At 62.7% G+C, this 24,659-nt stretch carries 22 protein-coding genes; 13 read left to right on the plus strand and 9 right to left on the minus strand.

Annotated elements, in window-relative coordinates:
* Window positions 1–25: 25 nt before the first annotated feature.
* On the minus strand, window positions 26–379 hold the full coding sequence (locus J2X35_RS17880; protein ID WP_056110824.1) for a helix-turn-helix transcriptional regulator: 354 nt from the start codon (window positions 377–379) through the stop codon (window positions 26–28).
* Between the two features lie 171 nt (window positions 380–550).
* Here J2X35_RS17880 and J2X35_RS17885 point away from each other — a divergent pair, with 171 nt between their 5' ends.
* Window positions 551–1,729, plus strand: coding sequence for an MFS transporter (locus tag J2X35_RS17885; RefSeq protein ID WP_310188621.1), 1,179 nt, complete (start codon window positions 551–553; stop codon window positions 1,727–1,729).
* A 32-nt stretch (window positions 1,730–1,761) separates the two neighbouring features.
* Here the strand turns inward: J2X35_RS17885 and J2X35_RS17890 are convergent, their stop codons facing one another.
* Window positions 1,762–3,126, minus strand: coding sequence for an Nramp family divalent metal transporter (locus tag J2X35_RS17890; protein ID WP_310188624.1), 1,365 nt, complete (start codon window positions 3,124–3,126; stop codon window positions 1,762–1,764).
* A 242-nt stretch (window positions 3,127–3,368) separates the two neighbouring features.
* Between J2X35_RS17890 and mntR the strand changes: the two genes are divergently transcribed.
* Together mntR and J2X35_RS17900 are read left to right on the plus strand one after the other, a co-directional pair.
* On the plus strand, window positions 3,369–3,821 hold the full coding sequence (gene mntR, locus J2X35_RS17895; protein WP_156459818.1) for a manganese-binding transcriptional regulator MntR: 453 nt from the start codon (window positions 3,369–3,371) through the stop codon (window positions 3,819–3,821).
* Between the two features lie 109 nt (window positions 3,822–3,930).
* A complete protein-coding gene (locus J2X35_RS17900; RefSeq protein WP_056110818.1) occupies window positions 3,931–4,119 on the plus strand; it encodes a hypothetical protein in 189 nt (62 codons plus the stop codon).
* A gap of 2 nt (window positions 4,120–4,121) precedes the next feature.
* Here J2X35_RS17900 and J2X35_RS17905 read toward each other — a convergent pair whose 3' ends face one another.
* A complete protein-coding gene (locus tag J2X35_RS17905; RefSeq protein WP_310188626.1) occupies window positions 4,122–5,057 on the minus strand; it encodes a LysR family transcriptional regulator in 936 nt (311 codons plus the stop codon).
* 126 nt (window positions 5,058–5,183) lie between these two features.
* On the opposite strand from J2X35_RS17905, the gene J2X35_RS17910 reads away from it, so the two are divergent.
* The 4 genes from J2X35_RS17910 to J2X35_RS17925 all read left to right on the plus strand — a co-directional run bounded on the left by J2X35_RS17910 (window position 5,184) and on the right by J2X35_RS17925 (window position 10,873).
* Window positions 5,184–6,644, plus strand: a complete 1,461-nt coding sequence (locus J2X35_RS17910) for an MFS transporter (protein ID WP_310188629.1) — start codon at window positions 5,184–5,186, stop codon at window positions 6,642–6,644.
* A gap of 90 nt (window positions 6,645–6,734) precedes the next feature.
* Window positions 6,735–7,664, plus strand: a complete 930-nt coding sequence (locus J2X35_RS17915; protein ID WP_310188631.1) for a neutral zinc metallopeptidase — start codon at window positions 6,735–6,737, stop codon at window positions 7,662–7,664.
* 127 nt (window positions 7,665–7,791) lie between these two features.
* Window positions 7,792–9,402 carry a pilus assembly protein gene (locus J2X35_RS17920; RefSeq protein WP_310188634.1) on the plus strand — a complete coding sequence of 537 codons (1,611 nt, stop codon included), beginning with the start codon at window positions 7,792–7,794 and terminating at the stop codon, window positions 9,400–9,402.
* A gap of 199 nt (window positions 9,403–9,601) precedes the next feature.
* Window positions 9,602–10,873, plus strand: a complete 1,272-nt coding sequence (locus J2X35_RS17925; RefSeq protein WP_310188637.1) for a TCR/Tet family MFS transporter — start codon at window positions 9,602–9,604, stop codon at window positions 10,871–10,873.
* A gap of 152 nt (window positions 10,874–11,025) precedes the next feature.
* On the opposite strand, the gene carA is transcribed toward J2X35_RS17925, so the two are convergent.
* Both carA and J2X35_RS17935 read right to left on the minus strand, forming a co-directional pair.
* Window positions 11,026–12,228, minus strand: coding sequence for a glutamine-hydrolyzing carbamoyl-phosphate synthase small subunit (carA, locus tag J2X35_RS17930; protein ID WP_310188639.1), 1,203 nt, complete (start codon window positions 12,226–12,228; stop codon window positions 11,026–11,028).
* 215 nt (window positions 12,229–12,443) lie between these two features.
* On the minus strand, window positions 12,444–12,887 hold the full coding sequence (locus J2X35_RS17935; protein WP_310188742.1) for an SRPBCC family protein: 444 nt from the start codon (window positions 12,885–12,887) through the stop codon (window positions 12,444–12,446).
* 169 nt (window positions 12,888–13,056) lie between these two features.
* Between J2X35_RS17935 and J2X35_RS17940 the strand changes: the two genes are divergently transcribed.
* On the plus strand, window positions 13,057–13,506 hold the full coding sequence (locus J2X35_RS17940; RefSeq protein WP_310188642.1) for a GatB/YqeY domain-containing protein: 450 nt from the start codon (window positions 13,057–13,059) through the stop codon (window positions 13,504–13,506).
* A gap of 14 nt (window positions 13,507–13,520) precedes the next feature.
* On the opposite strand, the gene J2X35_RS17945 is transcribed toward J2X35_RS17940, so the two are convergent.
* The 3 genes from J2X35_RS17945 to J2X35_RS17955 form a co-directional block, all read right to left on the minus strand.
* A complete protein-coding gene (locus J2X35_RS17945; RefSeq protein ID WP_056110805.1) occupies window positions 13,521–13,757 on the minus strand; it encodes a DUF2061 domain-containing protein in 237 nt (78 codons plus the stop codon).
* 126 nt (window positions 13,758–13,883) lie between these two features.
* Window positions 13,884–15,068: an MFS transporter gene (locus J2X35_RS17950; RefSeq protein ID WP_310188646.1), complete on the minus strand. Its 1,185-nt coding sequence runs from the start codon at window positions 15,066–15,068 to the stop codon at window positions 13,884–13,886.
* 97 nt (window positions 15,069–15,165) lie between these two features.
* On the minus strand, window positions 15,166–16,830 hold the full coding sequence (locus tag J2X35_RS17955; RefSeq protein WP_056110802.1) for a Na/Pi cotransporter family protein: 1,665 nt from the start codon (window positions 16,828–16,830) through the stop codon (window positions 15,166–15,168).
* A 434-nt stretch (window positions 16,831–17,264) separates the two neighbouring features.
* Between J2X35_RS17955 and J2X35_RS17960 the strand changes: the two genes are divergently transcribed.
* The 3 genes from J2X35_RS17960 to rpoD all read left to right on the plus strand — a co-directional run bounded on the left by J2X35_RS17960 (window position 17,265) and on the right by rpoD (window position 22,085).
* Window positions 17,265–17,648 (plus strand): RcnB family protein, encoded by a 384-nt coding sequence (locus tag J2X35_RS17960; protein WP_056110800.1) that lies wholly within the window; start codon window positions 17,265–17,267, stop codon window positions 17,646–17,648.
* Window positions 17,649–17,820: 172 nt separating this feature from the next.
* Complete coding sequence (gene dnaG, locus J2X35_RS17965; RefSeq protein WP_056110798.1) at window positions 17,821–19,740, plus strand: DNA primase; 1,920 nt, start codon at window positions 17,821–17,823, stop codon at window positions 19,738–19,740.
* 323 nt (window positions 19,741–20,063) lie between these two features.
* Complete coding sequence (gene rpoD, locus J2X35_RS17970; RefSeq protein WP_056110796.1) at window positions 20,064–22,085, plus strand: RNA polymerase sigma factor RpoD; 2,022 nt, start codon at window positions 20,064–20,066, stop codon at window positions 22,083–22,085.
* Between the two features lie 73 nt (window positions 22,086–22,158).
* Here rpoD and J2X35_RS17975 read toward each other — a convergent pair whose 3' ends face one another.
* Window positions 22,159–22,989 carry an N-acyl homoserine lactonase family protein gene (locus J2X35_RS17975; protein WP_310188650.1) on the minus strand — a complete coding sequence of 277 codons (831 nt, stop codon included), beginning with the start codon at window positions 22,987–22,989 and terminating at the stop codon, window positions 22,159–22,161.
* Between the two features lie 152 nt (window positions 22,990–23,141).
* Between J2X35_RS17975 and J2X35_RS17980 the strand changes: the two genes are divergently transcribed.
* Together J2X35_RS17980 and J2X35_RS17985 are read left to right on the plus strand one after the other, a co-directional pair.
* Window positions 23,142–24,017 (plus strand): helix-turn-helix domain-containing protein, encoded by an 876-nt coding sequence (locus J2X35_RS17980; protein WP_310188653.1) that lies wholly within the window; start codon window positions 23,142–23,144, stop codon window positions 24,015–24,017.
* Between the two features lie 29 nt (window positions 24,018–24,046).
* Window positions 24,047–24,658, plus strand: a complete 612-nt coding sequence (locus J2X35_RS17985) for a LysE family translocator (protein ID WP_310188654.1) — start codon at window positions 24,047–24,049, stop codon at window positions 24,656–24,658.
* Window position 24,659 lies beyond the last annotated feature (1 nt).

The following is a 24,659-nucleotide window of genomic DNA, read 5'->3' on the forward strand; positions in this document are numbered from 1 at the left end:
GCGCAGGGCGGGGTTTGCGACGATTTCAGGCGCTTTGAGCGTTCCCGGCTTTTTCCACAGCAGGCGAAGCGAGGTCGCCGGTGCCGGCAAGAACGGAATCCAGCAGACCTGGAAAGCGCCTGTCGAGATCGGCGCGGCGCAGGGTGGTGAAGCGGCTGGTGCCGGAGGCTTCGGTATGGGTCACGCCGGACTCCCGCAGCTTGGCCAAATGGTAGCTCAGATTGGTCTTGGAGCAGATATCAAGGAAGTGGCTGCAGGTGACCGGTCCGTCGTCCTTGCGCGCCAGTTCGGCGACGATGGCCAGCCGCGTCGGATCCCCCAGCACGGAGAGCACATTGGGAAGGCTGATCTGGTCGGTCTGGGGGTGCGGGAGATACATGGGCTGAAATTAAGAACCTTTGCCTGCCTGTTCAACGTGAACGCAATCGCCTGTTTGCCGCGATGCCATCGCCCTCGTGACATCAGGCTGTCAGGAAGGTTGTGGCATAGAATTGACAAAAGGCCAAGCAAGGTCCAATTGTTCAATGAATTTTGAACTAAGGACATTTCCATGGACAAGCGCCTTATCTGGCTGGCGGTCGGATCGTTCACGATTGCGACCGAAGGCTTCGTCATTTCCAGCCTGCTTCCCGACATTGCCCATGACGCGGGCATCTCCATCCCACTGGCCGGATCGCTCATCACGGCTTTCGCGTTCGCTTATGCGTTGGGTACGCCGATCCTGGCGACGTTGACCGGCGACTGGGACCGGCGCCGCGTCATCTTGTGGACGCTGGCGTTTTTCGTGCTCGGCAATCTGATAGCGGCGCTCAGTTCCTCCTTCGAAGTACTGCTCGCCGCACGCATCGTAATGGCGCTGGCTTCCGGCCTGTTTGCTTCCACCGCGCAATCGACGGCGGTCGCACTGGTCGATCAACATCATCGGGCGCGGGCGATCGCCGTCGTCGTCGGCGGCACCACGGTCGCCGTCGCGGTCGGCGCGCCATTCGGCGCGCTTATCGCGGCGATGGTGGGTTGGCGCGGTACGTTCTATGCCATAGCCGGGCTCGGTGCGCTGGCCGGAGCGATCCTGGCGTGGCGACTGCCGCGCGGCATTCCGGGCACCCGGCTCTCGCTGCAGGAGCGGTTTGCCGCCGCTTTCCGGCCAGGAGTACCGGCGATCCTGCTGACGACTGTCCTGGCGCTGATGGGCGCGTTCACCGTCTTCTCCTATATTGCGCCATTGGCGGCGGATACCGGGCTCGGCGCGATGGCGCTGCCGGCGATCCTGCTCGGGTTCGGCGTCGGCGCGGTGATCGGCAACATTGCCGGTGGTCAGGCTGCGGATCGGTTCGGCGCCTCGCGCACGGTCGCCTGGTCAATGGGACTGTCCACCGTGGTCCTGCTTTTGCTGGCGGCGATCCCGGGCCTGCTGCCGGATCGTCTCGCCGGCCCGGCGCTGATCGCCATCATGGTGCCGTGGGGCATTGTCGGCTGGGCATTTCCGCCGGCGCAGGCCAGCCGCATCGTCAAGCTGGCGCCGGACGCCGCGCCGATCGTGCTGTCGCTGAATGCGTCCGCGCTCTATCTCGGCGTGGCGCTAGGCGCTCTGCTCGGCGGCGCCGTCCTCAATTACGGCACGCCGACCGATCTCGGTCTGGTCGGCGCGGTGTTCTCATTCGCCTGTCTGGCGGTGATCCTGGTCAGCGGCCGTCGCGAGGCCCGGCTGGCCGCAGTGCCCGCGGAGTGAACAAGGCCAGTGTTTGAAGGTTGGCCCAACCACTAAAGTCCGACGAAGGTGTCGTAGAGCAGCTTGAAGTTCAGGCTGAGGATCAGCGCCGCTACAATCCACGCCAGGACGACGATGCCGCGTGAGACGGCGAAGTTCCCCATCTTCTTCTTGTCCGAGACGAAGTGGACCAGCGGGATGACGGCGAAGGGCAGTTGCATTGACAGGACGACCTGCGACAGCACCAGGAGTTCGGCCGTGCCCCTTTCGCCATAAATCCAGGTGACGACGACAACCGGGACGATGGCGATGCCGCGCGTCAGCAGGCGGCGGGCCCATTGCGGGATGCGCAGATGGAGAAAGCCTTCCATGACGATCTGGCCGGCGAGTGTCGCCGTCACGGTGGAGTTCAGGCCCGAAGCGAGCAGCGCCACCGCAAACAGGGTTGAGGCGATGCCGAGGCCAAGCAGCGGCGACAGCAACTCGTAGGCCTGGCCGATCTCGGCCACGTCCTGATTGCCGGTGCCGTGGAAGGCGACCGCCGAAACGATGAGGATGGCCGAGTTGACGAAAAGGGCCAGCATCAGCGCGATTGTCGAATCCACTGTCGCCCATTTGATGGCCTCGCGCTTGCCGGCGTCAGTGCGCTCATAGGCGCGGGTCTGCACGATCGATGAGTGCAGGTAGAGATTGTGCGGCATCACGGTGGCGCCGATGATGCCGATGGCGATGTAGAGCATCGCCGGATTGGTGACGATTTCCGAAGAGGGCACGAACATCGAGTGCAGGATCGAGCCGGCCGGCGGGGCGGCGGCGAATATCTGGATGGCGAAGCAGCCGAAGATGATGATCAGAAGCGCGATGACGAAAGCCTCGAGATAGCGGAAGCCCTTGTTCATCAGCAGCAGCACCAGGAAGGCGTCGAGCGCGGTGATCAGCGCAGCGCCAATCAACGGGATGCCGAACAGGAGGTTCAGCGCGATCGCCGTGCCGATGACCTCGGCGAGGTCGCAGGCGATGATGGCAAGCTCGCAGGCGACCCACAATGCGTAGGCGACCGGCCGCGGATAGTAAGCGCGACAGGCCTGGGCGAGGTCCCGGCTGGTGGCGATGCCCAACCGCGCGGCCAATGCCTGCAGCAGGATCGCCATCAGGTTGGAGAGCATGATGACGAAAAGCAGCGTGTAACCGAACTGCGCGCCGCCGGCGAGGTCGGTCGCCCAATTGCCGGGATCCATATAGCCGACCGAAACCATGTAGCCCGGGCCCATGAAGGCGAAGAGCCGTCGGAACCACATACCGGTGCTCGGCACGGGCACGGAGGCGTTGACCTCCGGCAGGCTCGGCAGGGCATCGCCAGTCCGGCGGAAAAAACGCCATTCTTCCTGCGGCGCGGCGAGGGTCTTCGTATCCGACATAGGTTTATCCTGCTGAATGCAATCCGTCCGCAGCCAATGTATGCTGAGGCTGAACATTATGCAATATGCTATATTTCATTGTCTTTGCTTTTTATCGTTGATGCGGCCGGCGTGATTTTTGTTGCAGTTCCACGTTGCATCGGCATAGGCCGTGCCGCCGCCGCGTGTATAAATCGCCACGAAGAATCAAAGCACGTGCTATAAAAGGAATTGGTTCTGTCAGCGGCTTGAGGGAGATCGGTTTGGCATCCAGAAAACCAGTGCTGCGAGACGAGCCTCTGCCGGACGCCGAGGTGCACTCGGAAGGTTTCCGCCAGACGCGGGAAGCCCGCCGCAGTGCATTGGTCGAGGACTATGTCGAACTGATCGCCGACCTGATCGAGGACGGCAACGAGGCGCGGCAGGTCGATATTGCTGCAAGGCTCGGCGTGGCGCAGCCGACAGTGGCCAAGATGCTGACCCGGCTCTGCGCCGACGGATTGGTGTCGCGAAAGCCGTACCGGGGCGTTTTCCTCACGGAAGCAGGCCGCAAGATGGCCGAGGAAAGCCGTGTCCGTCACCAAACGGTGGAAGCGTTTTTGCGTTCGCTCGGCGTCAGCGCCGAGACGGCCCGCATCGACGCCGAGGGTATCGAGCATCATGTCAGCGGCGAGACGCTGGAGGCATTCCGGCGCGCGATGGCCCACCGGACCTGACGTTTTCCAAGCTTGTTGCGCATCTTCCATCGGTTGGCGGAACCGCTGGCGGTGGGCCGGCGTTGCACCGATGTCCGCGACAGACCGCGGCGACAAGGGAGGAATAGCCATGGGCGTCGAACAAGCACCTACTGCCAAAGGCAAGAAGGCGGCACAAGGATTGCGGCAGTCCGCCGCGAAAAACGAGCGCGAAACGGAAGCCGATATGGGCAAGCCGCTGAAGAAGGGCGCCGCACGCTTCGATGAGCGTGCCAGAAGCTCCGATGGCAAGAGCGCCGGAGCCAAGCAGAAAGACTGATCTCAGCCGCTCTTTTTCGCGTCTGTCGTCGAAGCCGGCTTTTCCGAGCAAATGTCGCGAACGATGCCGCGCATCCAGCGGTGTGCCGGATCGGCGTCCATGCGTGGATGCCAGAGCAGCGATATGGTGATGCTGTCCTTTACAAAGGGCAGCGCAAAGCTTGCCATGCCGTCACGCAGATTTCCCGTATAGCGCTCGGGAACCGTGGCGATTAGGTCCGATGCGCGGGCCAGCGCCAGCGCCTCTGAAAAGCCGCCGACGACGGTGACGACAGTACGCTTCAGTCCGAGCGACTCGAGCAGATCGTCGATGCGCGCCAGATCCCGCGGCAGGCTCTCCTTGCTTTGGATGATGACATGCCGCCCCGCGGCATAGGTTTCCGGCGTCGCCGGCGCGCCGGCGAGCGAATGCCCGGCCCGCACCACGCCGACAATGCGGTCGCGGAACAGCGCCTGGGTGCGGATTTCCGGTCCCATCGCGTCAATGACGACCCCGGTTTCCATATCGACCGAGCCATCGCGCAGCGGAGAGCTCTCCCTGCCCAATTTTGGCAGGAAGACCAGCCGCACGCCGGGCGCTTCCGCTTCGACCCGCGCTATCAGGCCAGGCCCGAAATTCTCGACAAAACCGTCCCGCGAGCGCAGCGTGAACGTCCTCGTCAGCTTGGCAAGGTCCAGCGCCTCCGCCGGGCGGAGGACGGCTTCTGCTTCCTTGACCAGTGCGCCAACGCGACCGACAAGCTCGATCGCCCTTGGCGTCGGCACAAGACCGCGTCCAGCCCGCACGAGCAGCGGGTCGCCGGTCGTTTCGCGAAGGCGCGACAGGGCCCGGCTCATCGCTGACGGGCTGAGGCGCAGTTTCCTGGCGGCGCGAGCAACGCTGCCTTCCACCAGCAGGACATCAAGTGTGACCAGGAGATTCAGATCGGGGCGCGTCATGCCTTCAACGTAGCATGAACTTGTTCACAAGACATGGCGTCGCACGCACGAATAGAGTGCAAATTCTGCGTGTTCCGCAATCTTGCTGGAAGGCGTAGGTCTCCGGCAATCAGTTCGGAGCCCGATATGCCAAGTTCTCCAGATATCTCGACCTTGACGTCACATGCGCCCAGCGTGGGAAAACCGGCTTCGCGTCGAGGCGCACTGGTCAGTCTATCCCTCGCCATGGGACTGTCTTCGCTGAGCGCGAGCATCGCGACGATTGCGTTGCCCGCGCTGACGCAGGCTTTTGCAGCGCCGTTCCAGCACGTGCAGTGGATCGTCATCGCTTATCTACTCGCCATCACGGCAGCTATCGTCAGTGTTGGGCGGCTGGGCGACATCGTCGGGCGCCGGAAGCTGCTTCTTGCTGGCCTTGCCTTGTTCACGGGGGCTTCCGCCGCCTGCGCAATGGCGCCGACATTGTGGCTGCTGGTGGCGGCGCGCGGTGCGCAGGGTCTGGGCGCTGCGGTGATGATGGCTCTGACGATGGCGATGATCAGCGAGAATGTGCCGAAGGACAGAACGGGCAGCGCGATGGGCCTGCTCGGCACCATGTCGGCCATCGGCACCGGGCTCGGTCCGTCGCTCGGCGGACTGTTGCTTGCCTGGGCAGGATGGCGGGCGATATTTCTGGTCAACGTGCCGGTTGGCATTCTCGCGCTTTGGATGACCGCCCGCTTCCTGCCAGCCGACAGAATGAGCGCCAGACAAGCCGGCCAGCGTTTCGATATTGAGGGCACGTTGCTTCTTGCCGCAACGCTTGCCGCTTTCACCCTGGCGATGACGGTGGGCAAGGGGCATTTCGGCGGGGTTAACGTGGTGCTGTTGATCGCGGCGTTCGTCGGTATGGGCCTGTTCCTGGCTGTCGAGGGCCGGGTCTCTTCACCGCTGATCCGCCTGTCGGTTTTCGCCGATCTGGAATTCAGCGCCGGCTTGGCGGCGACCGCCGCCTCGATGGTAGCCATGATGACGACGATGATCGTCGGGCCTTTCTATCTGGCAGTGGGGCTTGGACTGGGCGCTGTCGCAATCGGCCTCATCATGTCGGTTGGGCCGGCGATCAGCATGGCGGGCGGGGTCTTTGCCGGTCGAATCGTGGATGCCGTCGGCGCAAGCCTCATTGTTCTCGTCGGCCTGGCGGCGATGGCCAGCGGATCTGTCCTGATGTGCATCCTGCCCCATGTTTTCGGTGTCGCGGGTTATGTCGGTGCGACATTCGTATTGTCTTCCGGCTACATCCTTTTCCAGGCCGCCAACAATGCGGCTATCATGTCGGATGTCGCAGCAGGCGAGCGGGGCGTCATTTCGGGCATGCTTTCCCTGTCGCGAAACCTCGGCCTGATTGCGGGAGCATCCGTGATGGGCGCGCTTTTTGCCCATGCCGTCGGCGCCGCTGGGATAGCGACCGCGGCGCCCGCGGCGGTCGCCGCCGGGATGCGGCTGACATTCGGCGTCGTCGCGGTGCTTCTTGTCGTCGCGGTCGCCTCGGTCCTGGCCGCCCGCCGGTTGGCCCACCGGCAGACGGAACTGAAGACATTGGTTTGAAGTCGAAAAATCTTGTGACTTGCAGCAACCCTTGCGCTAACTGTTGGTTAAAGGCAGACGCTTGAAGCGACGGAACACGAGGAACGCACCATGCTTTGGAAAGGCCGCCGTCAGAGTGACAATGTCGAGGACCAGCGCGGCAGCGGGGGCGGTTTCGGCGGCGGCTTCGGGCGACAGCCCGGACAGTTCCGCATCCCGATCGGTGGCCGGGCGGGCGGCGGCGGTCTCTCGACCATCGTCATCCTGGTGGTGCTTTTCTTCGCGCTGAAGGCGTGCGGCATCGATCCGATGCAGATCCTCGCAGGTGGCGGTGGCGGCGAGATTGCTCCCGGCGGCGGCGGGCAGATCACCGACAACAGCGCCCGTACGGCTCCGCAGACGGACGACGAGATGAAGCAATTCGTTTCCACCGTCCTGGCGGAGACGGAGGACGTCTGGACGGGCGTGTTCCAGGCCAACGGCCTCACCTACGAGCAGCCGAAGCTGGTCCTGTTCAGCGGGCAGATACGCTCCGCTTGCGGATTCGCTTCGGCGGCATCGGGTCCGTTCTATTGTCCGAATGACCAGAAGGTCTACCTGGACACCGATTTCTTCCAGCAGCTTTCGCGCCAGTTCGGAGCATCAGGCGATTTTGCCGAAGCTTACGTCGTCGCGCATGAGGTGGGCCACCACGTCCAGAACCTCACCGGCATCCTGCCCAAGTTCAACCAGATGCGGCAGCGGATGAGCGAGGCGGATTCCAACCACATGTCGATGCAGGTCGAGTTGCAGGCCGATTGCTTTGCCGGTGTCTGGGGCCATTTCACGGCGCAGAAAGGCATCCTTGAGCAGGGCGACCTGGAAGAAGCGCTCAACGCCGCCCAGCAGATCGGCGACGACACGCTGCAGAAGAAAACGCAGGGCTATGTCGTTCCCGAGAGTTTCAACCATGGCACCTCGCAGCAGCGGCAGACGTGGTTTGCCCGGGGCTTCAAGAGCGGCAAGTTGTCGGACTGCGATACGTTCAACAATCCAATCTGATCCTGATGCGCCGGCGCGTTGCAACCAAAGAGTAAATATCAAGCGTAAAATTAGGCATTGCTCATAGGCCAATGCCGAAACGAATTGTTGCTAGCTTACCCGGGAATTTTGGGGTGGCAGGCTGACAATGTATAAGACCGTCAAGCGCTTTTCAGGCGATCGCGCAGGCAATTTCGCTATCCTCGCCGGGGTTCTCTCCCTGCCGTTGCTTCTGGGCGTCGGCATGGCGCTGGATTATTCGACCATTTCGCGAACGCGCTCAAATCTTCAGAACAGTCTCGATACCGCCGTGCTGGCCATCGCCAGGGAAGGCGAACACATCACCGACGATCGCGCCAAGGAACTGGCCGGGCTTTTCGCCCGTGAGAACACTGACTGGAACGTCAAGAACCTGCAGGTCACCCATGTCGGCACGTCCTTCAAGGTGGAAGGCACGGTCGATGCACCAATCGCCTTCGGTCCGCTCTTCGGCTACAAGCAGTGGCCGGTGACCGCGTCGTCGACTGCGGACATCGCCTACGCCTCCTATGAGGTCGGCCTGGTGCTCGATACCACGGGCTCGATGGCGGGCGGCAAGCTCGCCGCCATGAAGGATGCGGTCGACGCCCTCGTTACCGACATGTCCGACCAGGTCAGCAACAAGGAAAAGCTGAAATTCGCGATCGTGCCGTTCTCATCCTTCGTCAATGTCGGACCCGGGTTCGGGCCGTCATTCGACAAGAAGGGTAAGCAGATCGCCGGAACCGGCGCCAATTGGCTGGATTTGAAGGGCGCCAGCAATATCCCGCAATCCGAACTGTCGGCTGGCGCCAGCCGGTTCCAGCTTTATGAAAATCTCGGCCAGAAGTGGTCGGGCTGTGTGGAGACACGCGACAGCACCGACGCCGCGGCCGATCCCTCCAAGCCCGGGACGTTGTTCGTGCCGGCTTTCGCGATCGATGAGCCCGACACTGGCGGTTACTTCAACAGCTACATCACCTCTGATGCAAAGGTGATAGACAAGACGGTGAAGGAAAAGAAGGCGCGCTGGACAAAATATGGCGTGAAACCCGACGGCTCCGGAAATCCAACGAACGGTGGGTTGCTCTACGCACTACTGTCGCCAGTCATAAGCCTGCTTGGCGGAAACACCCACCCGACTGTGCCGATCGATGTCCGTACCGTAGGCGGTTACGGCAAGACCGGCCCTGGTTTCGCCTGCCTCACCGAGCCGATCATGGCGCTGTCCAATGATTACAGCACGATCAAGACCAAGGTCGAAGCGCTGACGGCGAATGGCAACACCAACATCATGGAAGGCGTGGCCTGGGGCATGCGCGTGCTATCGCCCGGCGAGCCGTTCGCTCAGGGCAAGCCCGTGGCGCCTGGTCTGCAAAAGATCATGGTCGTCCTGACCGACGGCAGCAACGTGATGGGAAATGCCTCGAACGCGCTCGGCTCCAGCTATTCGGCGCTTGGTTATCTCGTCGATGGCAGGGTGGGTATCAGTGTCGGCGGCTCCGGCGCCACCAACGCGGCGATGAACACCAAGACGCTGGAAGCCTGCACCAATGCCAAGGCGCAGGGCATTGAGATCTACACGATCAGGCTTGAGGAGCCGAACGTCGCCACCGGCACCATGCTGAAGGAGTGCGCGAGCTCGCCGGAGAACTTCATCGACGTGCCCTCGCGTGCGCAACTCGACGAAGCGTTCAGCAAGATCAAGGACCGGATCTTCACGGTGCGCATCTCGTCCTGATGCGACGCCGGTGAACTTACCGCATCGAGCGGCATCACATACTTGCGCCACCGGTCGCCATGCGGCCGGTGGCGACTGATGTCAGGATGATCCGTGGTCCAGCGTTCAGGCGTTGTTGCCGCAGCGGGGCTCGCCTATAACCGTCGCCCGTCCGTGCCGCCTCTGACCAACGGCCCGGGCAAGCGAACGGAACATGGCCATGATCGACGCCAGGACCACCAAGCGCGGCCTCGTGCTTGTCTTCACGACGCTGCTTCTCGATGTCATCGGCTTCGGCATTATCATGCCGGTTCTGCCGGCCTATCTGCGCGAACTGACCGGCGAAAGCATCAGCGGCGCGGCGATCGAAGGCGGCTGGCTGTTCTTCGTCTATGCGGCGATGCAGTTCGTATTCGCGCCGGTAATCGGCAACCTCAGCGACCGTTTCGGACGCCGGCCGGTGCTGCTCGCCTCAGTGTTCACCTTTGCCATCGACAATCTGATCTGCGCCATCGCGTGGTCGTACCCCATGCTGTTCATCGGGCGCGTGCTGGCCGGCATCAGCGGCGCCAGTTATTCGACGACTTCGGCGTTCATCGCCGATGTCAGCAACGATGAGAACCGGGCGAAGAATTTCGGTCTGCTCGGCATTGCCTTCGGCGTCGGATTCGTCATCGGCCCGGTGCTGGGCGGCTTGCTCGGCACGTTGGGGCCGCGGGTGCCGTTCTATTTCGCCGCCGGGCTTGCCTTCCTCAATTTCGCGGTCGGCTATTTTCTGCTGCCGGAAACGCTGGAACCGCACAACAGGCGGAAATTCGAGTGGAAGCGCGCCAATCCGCTCGGGGCGCTGAAACAGATGCGCAACTACCAGGGCATCCGCCCGATCCTGGTTGTCTTCTTCCTGATGACGCTCGGCCACATGATGTATCCGGCGGTTTGGTCGTTCGTCTCCAGCTACCGCTACGGCTGGAGCGAGCAGCAGATCGGCTTTTCGCTCGGCGCGTTCGGCCTGTGCGGCGCTTTCGTGATGGCGGTGATCCTGCCACGGATCGTCCCGAAGATCGGCGAATGGAGGACGGCTGCCATCGGCCTTGCCTTCACCGCCATGAGCGCTTTCGGCTATGCCTTTGCATGGAAGGGCTGGATGATCTACGCGGTGATCGTCGCCGGTTGCCTTGAGGCGCTGGCCGATCCGCCGCTGCGCAGCCTCGCCGCCGCCAAGGTGCCGCCCTCGGCGCAAGGCGAGTTGCAGGGCGCGATGACCTCGATCTTCTCGATCACGTCGATCATCACGCCGCTGCTCTATACGGCCATCTTCTCATGGTTCACCGGCCCGAATGCGCCGGCCGTCTTCGCCGGCGCGCCCTATGTGGTGGGCGGCGTCTTCCTGGCGCTGTCGCTGCTGGTGTTCATCATGACGGTGGGCAAGCCGACGCCCAAGGAGGTCGAGCGGATGCATGAGGCTGAAGCGGCCAGCGCCGGCGGGCATTGAGGGCTTTATCCTCCCCTTTGTGGGAAGGAGTTGACGCGGAGCGTCGGGGTGGGGGGCGGAGAGCCAGATGTGGTCCTCATGCTCCCGTTTTCGCAATCTCCGCTACGCTTCAATTGCTCCACGACCTCCCCACTAGGAGGAGGTAAAGACCCTTAAGCCCGCTCGGCCAGCGCCGGTTCGCCGCGTTTTGCACGGATCAGATTGACGAAGCGGCGGAAGAGGTAGTGCGAATCCTGCGGGCCGGGTGAGGCTTCCGGGTGATGCTGGACCGAGAACACCGGGCGTCCGGTCAGCGCGATGCCGCAATTCGAACCGTCGAACAGGGAAACGTGCGTTTCCTCGACCGTGTCGGGCAAGGATTCGCTGTCGACCGAGAAGCCATGGTTCATGGAAACGATTTCGACCTTGCCGGTGGTGTGATCCTTGACCGGATGGTTGGCGCCGTGGTGGCCCTGGTGCATCTTCTGGGTCTTGCCGCCGACGGCCAACGCCAGCATCTGGTGGCCGAGGCAGATGCCGAAGACCGGAATATCTGTCTTCAATATATCCTGGATGACAGGCACGGCATATTCGCCGGTCGCGGCCGGATCGCCCGGGCCGTTCGACAGGAAGATGCCATCGGGTTTCATTGCCAGGATCTCGTCGGCGCCGGTGTTCGCCGGCACCACGGTCACCTTGGCGCCGAGACCGGCGAGCAGGCGCAATATGTTGCGCTTGACGCCGTAGTCGATGGCGACGACGTGCATCGTCGGTTCCTGCTGTTCGCCATAGCCTTCATCCCACACCCACGGCGTTTCCTTCCACACCGAGGACTGGCCGGACGTGACGTCCTTCGCCAGGTCGAGACCGACAAGGCCGGACCAGGCCGCTGCCTGCCGTTTAAGATCGTCCACATCGAACTTGCCGTCCGGCGCATGGGCGATCACTGCGTTCGGCATGCCCTTTTCGCGGATCAGGCCGGTCAGGGCACGCGTATCGATGCCGCAAAGGGCGACGATGCCGCGCCGCTTCAGCCAGGCGTCGAGATGCTCCTTCGCCCGGTAGCTGGACGGGTCGGTGACGTCCGCCTTGAAGATGGCGCCGACTGCGCCGGAGCGGGCCGCCGGGTTCAGGTCTTCGATGTCCTCGTCATTGGCGCCGATATTGCCGATATGCGGGAAGGTGAAAGTGACGATCTGGCCGGCATAGGAGGGATCGGTGAGGATCTCCTCATAGCCGGTGAGGGCCGTGTTGAAGCACACTTCCGCGACGGCCGAACCGGTGGCGCCAAGGCCTCGCCCTTCGATCACCGTGCCATCGGCAAGGACGAGCAGGGCGGTCGGGACTTCGGTTGTCCAAGGGGCGGTCGTGGCCATGGCGGCACTCCATCGAGACATTGCTGCGTCGATCTCCGCGGGGAGTTTTACGCAGCAAAAGACACCGGGCGATACCGCCCGTGCCATTCCTGTAACCAAGTGTGGTTGCAAGGCCTTCACATAGGGGAAGGCAAGCACAGCGTCAATCAGGCCGTCCGTTCCGGCAAGCCTGTGACGCTGCGTTGTAGTTGGAGAGTTATACTTGAGTCGTGCGCCTATTCGTTGATTTCCGGCTCGACGAGCTTGGCTAAATTCCGCAATGACTCCTGCCAGCCGAGGTAGCAGGCCTCTTCAGGGATGACGTCCGGTATGCCTGCCTGCTCAATGTTGATCTCGGTGCCGCACGAAACCTTCTTCAGCGTCACGGTCACCAGCATCTCGCCCGGCAGGTTGGCATCGTCGAACTTGTCAGTATAACGCAGGCGTTCGCCGGGAACGAGTTCGACATAGTCGCCGCCAAACGAATGGCTGTTGCCTGTGGTGAAGTTGCGGAACGACATTTTGAACGTGCCCCCGACCTTTGCTTCCAGATGATGAACGGTGCAGGTAAAACCGTTGGGCGGAAGCCATTTGGCAAGCGCATCCGCCTCGGTGAAGGCGCGATAGAGCTTCTCCGGGCTGGTTGTCAGGACGCGGTGCAGGCGGACAGTACTGGGCATCTGGTTCATCCTTTTGATTGACTGAGTGAATGCTCCAAGGACGAACACAGTCTCGGCCATCCGACATCCGCTTGCAAATTTTCCTCTCAAGGGCGGAGCGTCCCGTCCGCCCTTGAGGTTTGTGCCAAAATGCCCTTTATCCATTCGGGGATCAGCAGGAGCAGCGCCAATGCGCGAGAAACTCACCGACGAAGTCAAAACCGCCATGAAGGCGGGCGACAGATCCCGCCTTTCGACGCTCAGGCTCATCCAATCGGCCATCACCGATCGCGATATCGCCAATCGCGGTACGGGCAAGGATGCGGCCAGCGACGACGACATTCTTCAGATACTGGCCAAAATGGTGAAGCAGCGCGAGGAGTCGGCCAAGGCCTTCGAGGATGGCGGTCGCCCCGAACTCGCAGCCAACGAGCGGGCCGAAATCGGCATCATCCGCGGATTCCTGCCCAGGCAGATGGATGAGGCCGAGACCGAAGCGGCCATCCGCGGCGCAATAACCCAGACCGGCGCCGTCGGCGTCAAGGACATGGGCAAGGTGATGGCGGCGCTGCGCGAGGCCTATACCGGCCAGATGGATTTCGGCAAGGCGAGCAGCACGGTCAAGTCGCTCCTCCAATAAGCCCTGGATTTTACCTAGCCGCGCGGCGTTAATTTTTCTGGTAGCGGCGCGGGCTGCCGTCCGAACGGGATTTTCAGCCAGGCGCGTTCGTGCAGGTAGTAAAGCAGCGATTTGGTGAAGACCTCGGTCACGCCTATCGCCGCCGCCAGTTTCACGCTGCCCGTCACCACCAGAGAAATGATGACCGTATCGACGGTGCCGGTGAGGCGCCAGGAGAGAGCCTTGGCGAAACTGCGTGAATGAGTGTCCATGGCCGTCCTCCCGATCCAAGGCCTGGCATTGGTAGCCAACCCGTCGGCGTTGGGCAAAGTCGATTTTTCGATTGGCTGGGTCGCCACCGCAATGAGGTGTCTTTAGTCCTCGAGAGAGGCTGTTGTCTATGACGCTGAGGCTGGGGCAGGCGGCCGCGCGCGGCTGCGTTGTTCCCAGGCATAGGACAGGGCCGCTGCGACCACGGCGACGACCATCGCCACAATGCCGGCAAGCGGCAGGCTGCGATAGCCGTAACCGGCATTGAGCATGGCGGCCCCGAGAGAAGCGGCCAGCGCGATGCCGATGTTGAACCCTGAGGGAATGAGCGACGAAGCAAGGTTCGATGCATCCGCCGTCCAGGTGAGGATGCGGGTCTGGACCGGCGCCCCAATGGAGAAGTTCAGCGCGCCCCAGAGCGTGATCGCGATGACCATGGGCACGGGATAGGGGCTGACGGCATAGATCACCGCGAGCAGCACGCCCTGCAGCGCCAGCATGGCGATCAGCGACGGCATCAGCTTCCAGTCGGCCAGCTTGCCGCCGACGAAGACGCCGATCGTGGCGCCGACACCGTTGAGCAGCAGCACCCAGGGAATGAAACGCGCTTCGATCCCGGTCACTTCCAGAAGGAAAGGGGTGATGTAGGTGTAGAGGCAGAACTGGCCGATCATCAGCATCAGCATGAGGATCAGCGAGGTCCAGACCTGCTGACGGCTGAGGGCGCGGACTTCATCCGCCAGATTGCTGGACCGTTTCTTTTCCGTCCGACCGCTGGGCAACAGGATGGCGATGGCGATCAGCGCCGCGATACCCAGCGCGCACATCACCCAGAATGTCGCCTGCCAACCCCAAATGTTTCCGATGGCCGTGCCGGCCGGCACGCCGACAATGTTGGAGACGGTGAGGCCGGAGAGGATCAGCGCGACGGCCATGCCGCGCTGCCGTTCCGGCACGAGGCCGACCGCCACCACCATGGCGACGCCGAAATAGGCGCCATGCGCCACGGCGACCGCGACGCGCAGCGCCAGCATGGCGGGGAAATCCTGCGCCATTGCGCAGGCGGCCTGGCCGATGGTGAAGGCGACGGTTAATCCCAGCAACAGCGTCTTGCGGGAAATCCTGGCGGTGGCCAGCGTCAGCAGCGGGCCGCCAACGGCGATGCCGATCGCATAGCCGGAGACGAGATAGCCGGCGGTGGGAATTTCGACGCCGAGCCCTTCGGCAACCTCCGGCAAGACCCCGGCTATGACGAATTCGGTAGTACCGAAAGCGAAGGCGGCAAGAAACAGGGCGATCAGGGGAAGCGGCATGCGGCAGAATTTCTCGTTGGTTTGGCTTCCAAGCACGGATCGCGCTATGGCGGCAATCGAGAAATTGTCGATCAGGCTTCAGTTTTATTTCGGCCTGTCAGCTGGCCTTGAGGCGCGAACCCCTGAGCAGCCCTTGTTCCTCAAGCACCGGATAGGCCATTGAGGCCAGCAGCGAGTTGATCTGCTTCAGATCGCGGATGGTGTCGAGGTGAATGGAACTCGTCTCGATGCTTCGCGCCGATCCGTCGCGCAGGCGCAGGAAATGGCTCTGGCTGGTCTCCTTTTCGCGATCGCGCAGCCTGTCCTTTTCCAGCACGAGCTGGCGCGCGGTCTCGGCGTCACGCGAGACCAGCACATTGAAGGCCAGCCGCGCATTGGCGAGCACCGAGGCATGGAAGGCAAGAAGCTCCCGCCATCCTTCCTCGGTGAAGTTGAGGCCATGCTCCAGCTTCTTGCGGACGTGCACCAGAAGGTTGCGCACGATGATGTCGCCGACCTGTTCGAGCTTGACGCAGGCGCCGATCAACTCCTGGCAACGCAGCGCTTCGGCCTCCGTCAGCGGGTTTTTGGTGACTTTCGCGAGATAGAGTTTGATGGCGGCGTGTTTGCGGTCGACACGGTCGTCCAGCGAGGCCAGCGCCTTGATCTTGTCGACGTCGGCATCCTCGTAAAGCTCGATGATGCGCTTGAGCATGATTTCGACGGTCTCGCAGACGCGCACCACTTCGCGGGTGGCGTTGGCGAGAGCCTGGGATGGAACGTCCAGCGCCGCGTCGTTGAGCGCGGAAAGCTCGGCTACCTGCAGGGAGTCGGCGGATCCAGCTTTTGTCCCCAAGGCCACGATCTTTTCCGAAGCACGGTAAACCAGGCCAGCCAGCGGAAGTCCGGCGAGGAGAATGATGACGTTGAAGAGGATGTGAGCGTTGACAATCTGGTCGGATGCGGTCGCCCCGAGGAAATTGACCTGGGGCCTGACGCTCATGAACAGAACGAGCATGACCAGTGAGCCGACGCCGCGCATCAGCAAATTGCCGATCGGGACGACGCGCACGCCGGGCTCGGCATTTCTGGTCAACATAGGCGCAATGATGGACGATCCGAGATTGACGCCGAGCACCAGCACGACGCCCAGTTCGGGGGTTATGAGGCCCCGGCCGGCCAGCGTCGCCATCAACAGCACCGCCGCGATCGATGACTGGAACAGCCAGGTGATGAGCGCCGCAAGCAGGAACGCGGTCAGCGGATCGCTGGAGAAGTAATTGATGATGACCGGCAGGAGCTGGCTTTCCCGCAACGGCTCGGAGGCCTGGCCGATCATCTCCAGCGACAGGATCAAGAGGCCGATACCAACGAGAATGCGGCCGATCTGGCGCCAGTCGCGCCGCTCGGTGGCCATGAACATGACGGTGCCGGCAATGAGGCAAAGCGGAACCAGCAGGGTGAGATCGAAGGTGAGCAGCTTGGTGACAATGGCCGAACCGATCTCGGCGCCGCGCACGGCAAGCTGGCCGGCAGCGCCCGAGACGATGCCGGCGCCGGCGAAGGAGCCGACCAGCAGCGTGACGGCGGTGGAGCTTTGCAGGGCAATGGCAAGGCCCGTGCCGGCGAGGACGGCCATGAAAGGATTGCGCATGGTGGCGCGCAGCCTGTGGCGCAGCACGTCGCCATAGGCACGCTCGACGCCCGTCTTGACCATGCGGGTCGCAAACAGCATCAGCGCGACGGCGCCGGCCAGGTGAATGAGAACGACCGATCCGCTCATCGCAAAACCTGCATCGGGCCGGGCGCGCAAAGAGGATGCCGCGAACGGCAGACCGCTCGCGCGCCATGCATGGCCAGGGGATAGGTTTCAGGGCGAATCATCGACGTCATAGGTTGATAGGCTGCGACTTTACACTTTAGCCGGTTAATAAGTTTTGTCCAAATGTCCCTGCGGTGCAATCGTGTGCAGCGCTTCTGGAACATGGATCAGCCGTGCGCCGGTTGCAAGGCCCCCAACGGACCCGGCCCCGTTCCGAAGCAGGCATGGCCGGGATCTTCGCCGGCGACGCGCATTCGGCTGGCAAGATATGAAGTCTCTTCTCTAAGCGCCGATAACCATTAGAAAATTCATTACAAAAATGTAATCCGGCCATTCAGTTTCGGTTCATGGATCGGGCGCTACTTCTGCGGTCATACCAACCAAGGAGTACCTCCATGAAACGTCTTGTTCTCATCGCCGCCGCCTTTTCGATGCTGGCCGGGACGACCCTGCAGGGTCAGGCCGCACAGCTCGGACCAAGCGTCAAAACCGTTCAGGTCGACTGGAAGAAGCCGGTGCACCGCGACGTCAAGAAGCGCGTGATCGTGAAGCGAAACGGCAATGTGGTCGTCAAGAAGAAGGTCGTCGTTCGCCAGCCCAGGTGGAAGCGCGGCCAGCGCTATGCCGACTGGCGCCGTCACCAGCAGGTTCGCGACTGGCAGCGTCACCATCTGCACCGTCCGGCCCGTGGTCAGGAATGGATCCGCGTCGGCAATGACTACATTCTGGTCAGCATCGCGTCCGGCGTGATCGCCGGCATCATCGCCGCCAATAATTAGGCGGACACGAAGCAGGCAGAAAAGGCGGCCAGGCCGCCGCCTTTTTTCCTGGCTTCCGCCGCTGCCAGCCCCGCGGCTGGCGCCGGGCCCTGTGAAAACCGGGTATCGCCATCTTTAAGAGTCGTGCGTTGGCGCGTGCATGATTATATGAACGGCAAACGAGCCGTACCCAATGCGCTTCCCGCCCACCTTCCTCGACGAGATACGCGACCGCGTGCCGATTTCCTCGGTGATCGGGGCTCGTTTGGCGTGGGATCGCAGGAAGACCAATGCCCCGCGTGGCGATTACTGGGCCTGCTGTCCGTTCCACGGCGAGAAAAGCCCGTCTTTTCACTGCGAGGACAAGAAGGGTCGTTACCACTGCTTCGGCTGCGGCGTTTCCGGCGATCATTTTCGCTTCCTCACCGAACTGGATGGATTGAGTTTTCCCGAGGCCGTCGAGCGCATCGCCGACATGGCCGGCGTGCCGATGCCAGCGCGCGACGAGCAGGCAGAGGCGCGCGAGAAGCAGCGCGCCAGCCTGACCGATGTGATGGAGATGGCGACGGCATTTTTCCAGGAGCGCCTGCAGAGCAGCGAGGGCGCAAAAGCGCGCGCCTATCTGCGCGACCGTGGCCTGACCTCGGCAACCCAGCAGTCATTCAGGCTGGGTTTCGCACCCGATAGCCGCAACGCGCTGAAGGAGCATCTGGCGGCGAAGGGAATCGAGAAGGCGCAGATGGAAGCCTGCGGCCTGACCGTGTTCGAGGACGTGCCGGTTTCCTACGACCGTTTTCGCGATCGCATCATGTTCCCGATCCCGGATTCGCGCGGCAGGATCATCGCTTTCGGCGGCCGGGCGATGTCCCCCGACATCTCAGCCAAATACCTGAATTCCCCTGAGACGGAGCTCTTCCACAAGGGCAACGTACTCTACAACTTCGCCCGCGCCCGCAAGGCGCTGGGCAAGGGTGGGGCGGTCATCGCCGTCGAAGGTTACATGGACGTGATCGCGTTGGCGCAGGCCGGTTTCGAGAATGTCGTGGCGCCGCTGGGCACGGCGTTGACCGAGAACCAGATGGAGCTTTTGTGGCGGGTTTCGGGCGAGCCGGTGCTGTGCTTCGACGGTGACCAGGCCGGGCTGAAAGCGGCATGGCGGGCGGCGGACCTCATCCTGCCTTCTGTCCAGCCGGGACGGACGGCGCGGTTCGCGCTGTTGCCGGAGGGCAAGGACCCGGACGATCTCGTGAAAGCGGATGGACCGGACGCTTTCCGCGCCGTGATCGCGGAGGCGCGGCCGCTCGCCGAACTTCTTTGGACGCGCGAGACAGCGGGCGGCGTCTTCGAGACGCCGGAACGCCGCGCGGAGCTGGAAAAGACTCTCAGAGAACTTACAAACCGCATTCGCGACGAGAGTGTCCGCTTCCACTACAGCCAGGAGATGCGCGAACGGGTGCTGAACTTCTTCGGTGCGCGGCAGCGATCGGGCGACCGGGGGCAGGGCCGCAGTCCCCGCAAGCAGGGCGGCGGCGCCTGGCCGCGCGGTGCCGCCCCACGCGGCGCCATCACCGAGAGCCTTGGACGTTCGTCTCTCGTGAGGCGCGCCGGCGAGGTCATGTCGGTCGGCGAAGCCAGCATCCTGGTGGCGCTGGTCAATCATCCGGCGCTGATCGACGAGAATTTCGCACATGTCGAGTTTCTCGACCTCGCCAACAGCGATCTCAGGAAACTGCATGGGGTGCTGCTCGATGCACTGGCCCATGATCTCGCCACCGATCGTGGAGCGGTCATCGCGGCGATCGAGCGCGCCGGCTGCGGCGACATCTGGGAACGGGCGGTGGCGCTGATCCGGCGGGTGCGGCAATGGCCGGCGCTTGAAAGCGCGGCTATTGAGGATGCACGCGATGCCTTCAGCCAGGCCCTGCACTTGCACCGCAGTGCCCGCACACTACATAGGGAACTGAAGCAGGCAGAGGCCGCTCTCGCCAACGACCCCACCGACGAGAACTATCGGCATCTGGTCGAAATCCAGGCGCAGTTCCGTGACGTCCAGGCAACGGAAGCGCTGATCGAAGGTTTCGGCGTTTCCTCGGGGCGCGCCGGGCGGGCTTGATCCCTGCAGGCAGTGGCGGGATGGTTCCGGCGGCTAATTGATTCGCTTTTTGGACACGAATCATGCGAGAGGCGCTTGACCTTCTGCCAGAATAGCGGAATCAGGACGATTCGAAACAGCAAGCCGCATCCAAAATGGCCGAAAAACACGGGATGCAGGCGTACTGAAGACTGGACGGGCTAGAAATCCGCCACAGATATCAGGGTTAATCTGGACTTAACGCAGATGCGGATAATGGCTTGGCAGAGCGCGGTTTTCGGCTAACGCGCGTGATGTGCCGGTTCGGCAGCTATGCGGCTTTGGCCGCCTGGAGACAATAAAGAATGGCGACGAAGGAAAAGGAAGAGGTCGAAACCGAACGCGAGGGCACAACCGATGGTCCCCTGCTCGACCTTTCCGATGATGCTGTCAAGAAGATGATCAAGGCTGCCAAGAAGCGCGGCTATGTGACCATGGACGAACTCAACTCGGTGCTGCCTTCGGAGGAAGTGACCTCGGAGCAGATCGAGGACACGATGGCCATGCTTTCTGACATGGGCATCAATGTCGTCGAGGATGGCGAGAACGAAGAGACGGAAGCCGGCGAGACCCAGGCCGATGCCGAGGACGACGCCAACGAGCTTGCAGAGCAGACGGGCACCGCCGTCGCCGCCGTCGCCAAGAAGGAGCCGACCGACCGCACCGACGATCCGGTCCGCATGTATCTGCGCGAGATGGGCTCGGTGGAGCTTCTGTCGCGCGAAGGCGAAATCGCCATCGCCAAGCGCATCGAGGCCGGCCGCGAGACGATGATCGCCGGACTGTGCGAGAGCCCGCTGACCTTCCAGGCCATTATCATCTGGCGTGACGACCTCAATGAAGGCAAGGGCCTGCTGCGCGAGATCATCGATCTCGAGGCGACCTATGCAGGACCGGAAGCCAAGCAGGCGCCCGTCGTCGTTCATGTCGAGGAAGACAAGCCGAAGGACGATCCGCGCGCGGCCAGACGCCAGTCACGCGACGAAGAAGACGATATCACCAATGTCGGCGGCGAAAGCCGCGTCGATGACGACGAGGACGACGAGGACGAGGCGAGCCTTTCGCTTGCGGCCATGGAAGCGGAACTGCGCCCGCAGGTGATGGAGACGCTCGACGTCATCGCAGACACCTACAAGAAATTGCGCAAGCTGCAGGACCAGCAGGTCGAGAACCGCCTGGCCGCGGCCGGCACGCTATCGCCCAGCCAGGACCGCCGCCTGAAGGAGTTGAAGGACCAACTCATCACGGCGGTGAAGTCGCTGTCGCTCAACACCGCCCGCATCGAGGCGCTGGTGGAACAGCTTTACGACATCAACAAGCGCCTGGTTCAGAACGAAGGCAGGTTGCTGAGGCTCGCCGAAAGCTACGGTGTGCGGCGCGAGGAATTTCTGAAGGAATATCAGGGCTCCGAGCTCGATCCGAACTGGACCCGTTCCATCGCCAACCTGACATCGCGCGGCTGGAAGGAATTCACCAAGAACGAGAAAGATGCGATCAGGGACCTGCGCGCCGAGATCCAGAATCTCGCCACCGAGACCGCGATCTCGATCCAGGAATTCCGCAAGATCGTCAATCAGGTGCAGAAGGGCGAGCGCGAAGCCGCCATCGCCAAGAAGGAAATGGTGGAGGCCAATCTGCGCCTCGTCATCTCCATTGCCAAGAAGTACACCAACCGCGGCTTGCAGTTCCTCGATCTGATCCAGGAAGGCAATATCGGCCTGATGAAGGCGGTGGACAAATTCGAGTACCGCCGGGGCTACAAGTTCTCGACCTATGCGACGTGGTGGATCCGGCAGGCGATCACCCGTTCGATCGCCGATCAGGCGCGCACGATCCGCATTCCGGTGCACATGATCGAGACGATCAACAAGATCGTGCGCACCTCGCGCCAGATGCTGCACGAGATCGGCCGCGAGCCGACACCGGAAGAACTGGCCGAAAAGCTTGCCATGCCGCTCGAAAAGGTGCGCAAGGTTCTGAAGATCGCCAAGGAGCCGATCTCGCTCGAAACGCCGGTCGGCGACGAGGAGGATTCGCATCTCGGCGATTTCATCGAGGACAAGATGGCGATCCTGCCGATCGACGCGGCGATCCAGGCCAATCTGCGGGAGACGACGACGCGTGTGCTCGCCTCGCTGACGCCGCGCGAGGAGCGCGTGCTGCGCATGCGCTTCGGCATCGGCATGAACACCGACCACACGCTGGAGGAAGTCGGCCAGCAGTTCTCGGTGACGCGCGAGCGCATCCGCCAGATCGAGGCCAAGGCCCTGCGCAAGCTCAAGCACCCAAGCCGCTCGCGCAAGCTGAGAAGCTTCCTCGACAGCTAGCGTCCGAAGCGGGACTTCTGGAACTGAATCGAAAAACCCGGCCAAGTGATTGGCTGGGTTTTTCTTTTTGTCGTTATTGTGCGCTTTTCGGGAAAGCCGGCAGCTTGGCGATGTCGTCGGCGTCGTGCTGGACGACCAGAGTTGCCTTCAGGCTCCTGGCGATTTTTTGCAGACGATCCATCGAGGCCAGCGTTTCAGCCCGGTCTGTGTTGAAGGGCGGTACGCCGCTCGTTTCGAACTGTTCTTCGAAATGGACGACATCGCCGCTCAACAAAACCGGTCCTTTTTTTGCCAGCCTGACAAGAAGCGCGTGACTGCCGGGCGTATGTCCGGGTGTCGCCAGCATGACGACCGAACCGTCGCCGAAAATATCCTTGTCCCCGGCCACCGTCTCAACCGGCGCCTTGCCGTCGAGCCACGGCTTGACCAGATCGGGCTGTGCGCCGAAAGGCAGCGGATCGGCCTTGAAGGCGTCCATGTCCGCAGCGCCGATCATCAGTTTCGCCGTCGGGAAATCGGCGGCCTGGCCGACATGGTCGAAGTGGTAGTGGCTGATGCCGACCGTTTCGATCTTGGCCACGTCAACGCCTATTTCCTTCAACTGGTCTGGCAATGTGCGGGCGAGCGTCGGCGCCATAGGCGCATCCGCGGGCTGGGGGGCGTTGAGCAACGCGGCGGGCAGACCCGTGTCCCATATCATGTAGCTGGCGTCATGACGGATGAGGTAGCAGCTGTCGGTCAGCACCTTCTTTTTTCCGGCGTAACTAAAGGTGTCGGAAAACTGCGAGAGATCGTTGACAGCGATGGCGCCGCAGTCGAGGCGCCATAATTCGACATCCGCTGCAAACGCGGGAGAAGCCGCCGCTGACAGAACGGCGGCGGTCAAAAGGGTCTTCAAAGTCATGAACTGCTCCTGCAAAAGTGAAGGCCATAGGTGGCCATCCGTTGCCGGTCTAACGGTTGAGAGCGACGAATGCGGGCCGGAGTGGATCGCATTTTGTGCCCGAAACGCTCAATCGGTTGCGCCGGTCCAGTCTTCCGGCTAGTCTCGGCGGCATGTCCGATACTTCGCAAACTCTCGCCCGGCAGTTGTTGCAGGCATTGCGCCCCTTCGCACACGACCGGAAGGAAGGCGACAGCCGCGCCGGCGTGCGCCCGCATGGAAAGCAATTGTTCAGCTATTGCTGTTTCGAGACGGAACGGCTGGCCCGTGTCTCGAACGGGAAGCCGGTCATCGGTATCGTTCTCAGCGGCGCCAAGGAGTTCTGGCTGGGCGATGCCGGCCAGCGCTTCGTCGCCGGCGACGTCTTCATTTTCCCGGCGGGGGTAGAGGTCGACGTGGTGAACGCGCCAGCCGAAGGCAATGGCATCTACGAATCGCTGCTGGTCGAGGTCGACAGCGTGCCGGAAGCGATCCGGCAGTTGCGGCCGGCCGGCTCATTCCCGCGCCAGGGGCTCGATATGCGCGTGCCGCTGACGTCCGAACTGGTCGAGGCGCTGACCCATGCTGCCGCCGTGCTTGCGGCATCCGACCATGCGACGGCGCTCGCGCAGCATCGTCTGGCCGAAGTGCTGCTCCTGCTCCGGGCGGTGCCCGCTGCCGCATGCCTCTACGACATGTCGCTGGCCGACCGGGTGGCCTGGGTCGTTCTGCAAGCTCCGGCGCAGCGCTGGACCGCACAAGACATAGGCCGCGCGCTGGGCATGGGCGCATCGACGCTGCGGAGACGGCTGAACGGCGAGGGCACGTCGCTGCGTGATGTGCTGGCCTCGACGCGCATGAAGCTCGCGCACGAGATCCTCACCCGTGGCGATGGAAATGTCACGGCTGCCGCGGGTGCCGCCGGCTATTCGTCACGCTCGCATTTCGGCCGGCAATTCCGTAACGTTTACGGCACGTCGCCGAGTGCGGTGCGCGACCGGGCTGGGTAATTCTCCAGGATTTCAATGAAGGGACGCACATGTCGATCGAGTTCCTGCTGACCACGCTGATCATTGTCGCATCGCCCGGAACGGGCGTCGTCTATACGCTCGCGGCAGGGCTATCGCGCGGCGGCCGCGCCAGCGTACTGGCGGCTTTCGCCTGCACTCTGGGCATCGTGCCGCATCTGATCGCGGCGCTGACGGGGCTGGCGGCCCTGCTGCATACCAGCGCGCTGGCCTTTGAGATCGTCAAATATGCCGGCGTCGCCTATCTGCTCTACATGGCGTGGCAGAGCCTGCGCGAGCATGGGGCGCTGAAGGTGGAGGAGAAGGCCGATCCGCGCAGCGCCCGGCAGGTGGTCATGGATGGCATCCTGCTCAACCTGCTCAATCCGAAGCTGTCGATCTTCTTCGTCGCGTTCCTGCCGCAGTTCATCGCGCCGACCGAGCCGAACGTGCTGGGGCGCATGCTGGAGCTTTCCGGCATCTTCATGCTGGCGACATTCGTCATCTTCTCGATCTACGGCCTGTGCGCGGCGGCGATGCGCGACCGCGTCGTCGGCAATCCGCGCGTGATGGCCTGGATGCGCCGCACCTTCGCCGCCGCCTTCGTGCTGCTCGGCGCGCGGCTTGCCTTGCAGCAGCAGTAGA

Source organism: Mesorhizobium sp. BE184, assembly GCF_031457045.1.
In the GTDB taxonomy this organism is placed as follows: Bacteria; Pseudomonadota; Alphaproteobacteria; order Rhizobiales; family Rhizobiaceae; genus Mesorhizobium.

Bases quoted from the DNA above. Each gene is read 5' to 3' on its own strand.
- J2X35_RS17880 (WP_056110824.1), bottom strand. From the start codon at position 379: ATGTATCTCCCGCACCCCCAGACCGACCAGATCAGCCTTCCCAATGTG.
- J2X35_RS17885 (WP_310188621.1), top strand. From the start codon at position 551: ATGGACAAGCGCCTTATCTGGCTGGCGGTCGGATCGTTCACGATTGCG.
- J2X35_RS17890 (WP_310188624.1), bottom strand. From the start codon at position 3,126: ATGTCGGATACGAAGACCCTCGCCGCGCCGCAGGAAGAATGGCGTTTT.
- J2X35_RS17900 (WP_056110818.1), top strand. From the start codon at position 3,931: ATGGGCGTCGAACAAGCACCTACTGCCAAAGGCAAGAAGGCGGCACAA.
- J2X35_RS17905 (WP_310188626.1), bottom strand. From the start codon at position 5,057: ATGACGCGCCCCGATCTGAATCTCCTGGTCACACTTGATGTCCTGCTG.
- J2X35_RS17910 (WP_310188629.1), top strand. From the start codon at position 5,184: ATGCCAAGTTCTCCAGATATCTCGACCTTGACGTCACATGCGCCCAGC.
- J2X35_RS17915 (WP_310188631.1), top strand. From the start codon at position 6,735: ATGCTTTGGAAAGGCCGCCGTCAGAGTGACAATGTCGAGGACCAGCGC.
- J2X35_RS17920 (WP_310188634.1), top strand. From the start codon at position 7,792: ATGTATAAGACCGTCAAGCGCTTTTCAGGCGATCGCGCAGGCAATTTC.
- J2X35_RS17925 (WP_310188637.1), top strand. From the start codon at position 9,602: ATGATCGACGCCAGGACCACCAAGCGCGGCCTCGTGCTTGTCTTCACG.
- carA (WP_310188639.1), bottom strand. From the start codon at position 12,228: ATGGCCACGACCGCCCCTTGGACAACCGAAGTCCCGACCGCCCTGCTC.
- J2X35_RS17935 (WP_310188742.1), bottom strand. From the start codon at position 12,887: ATGCCCAGTACTGTCCGCCTGCACCGCGTCCTGACAACCAGCCCGGAG.
- J2X35_RS17940 (WP_310188642.1), top strand. From the start codon at position 13,057: ATGCGCGAGAAACTCACCGACGAAGTCAAAACCGCCATGAAGGCGGGC.
- J2X35_RS17945 (WP_056110805.1), bottom strand. From the start codon at position 13,757: ATGGACACTCATTCACGCAGTTTCGCCAAGGCTCTCTCCTGGCGCCTC.
- J2X35_RS17950 (WP_310188646.1), bottom strand. From the start codon at position 15,068: ATGCCGCTTCCCCTGATCGCCCTGTTTCTTGCCGCCTTCGCTTTCGGT.
- J2X35_RS17955 (WP_056110802.1), bottom strand. From the start codon at position 16,830: ATGAGCGGATCGGTCGTTCTCATTCACCTGGCCGGCGCCGTCGCGCTG.
- J2X35_RS17960 (WP_056110800.1), top strand. From the start codon at position 17,265: ATGAAACGTCTTGTTCTCATCGCCGCCGCCTTTTCGATGCTGGCCGGG.
- dnaG (WP_056110798.1), top strand. From the start codon at position 17,821: ATGCGCTTCCCGCCCACCTTCCTCGACGAGATACGCGACCGCGTGCCG.
- rpoD (WP_056110796.1), top strand. From the start codon at position 20,064: ATGGCGACGAAGGAAAAGGAAGAGGTCGAAACCGAACGCGAGGGCACA.
- J2X35_RS17975 (WP_310188650.1), bottom strand. From the start codon at position 22,989: ATGACTTTGAAGACCCTTTTGACCGCCGCCGTTCTGTCAGCGGCGGCT.
- J2X35_RS17980 (WP_310188653.1), top strand. From the start codon at position 23,142: ATGTCCGATACTTCGCAAACTCTCGCCCGGCAGTTGTTGCAGGCATTG.
- J2X35_RS17985 (WP_310188654.1), top strand. From the start codon at position 24,047: ATGTCGATCGAGTTCCTGCTGACCACGCTGATCATTGTCGCATCGCCC.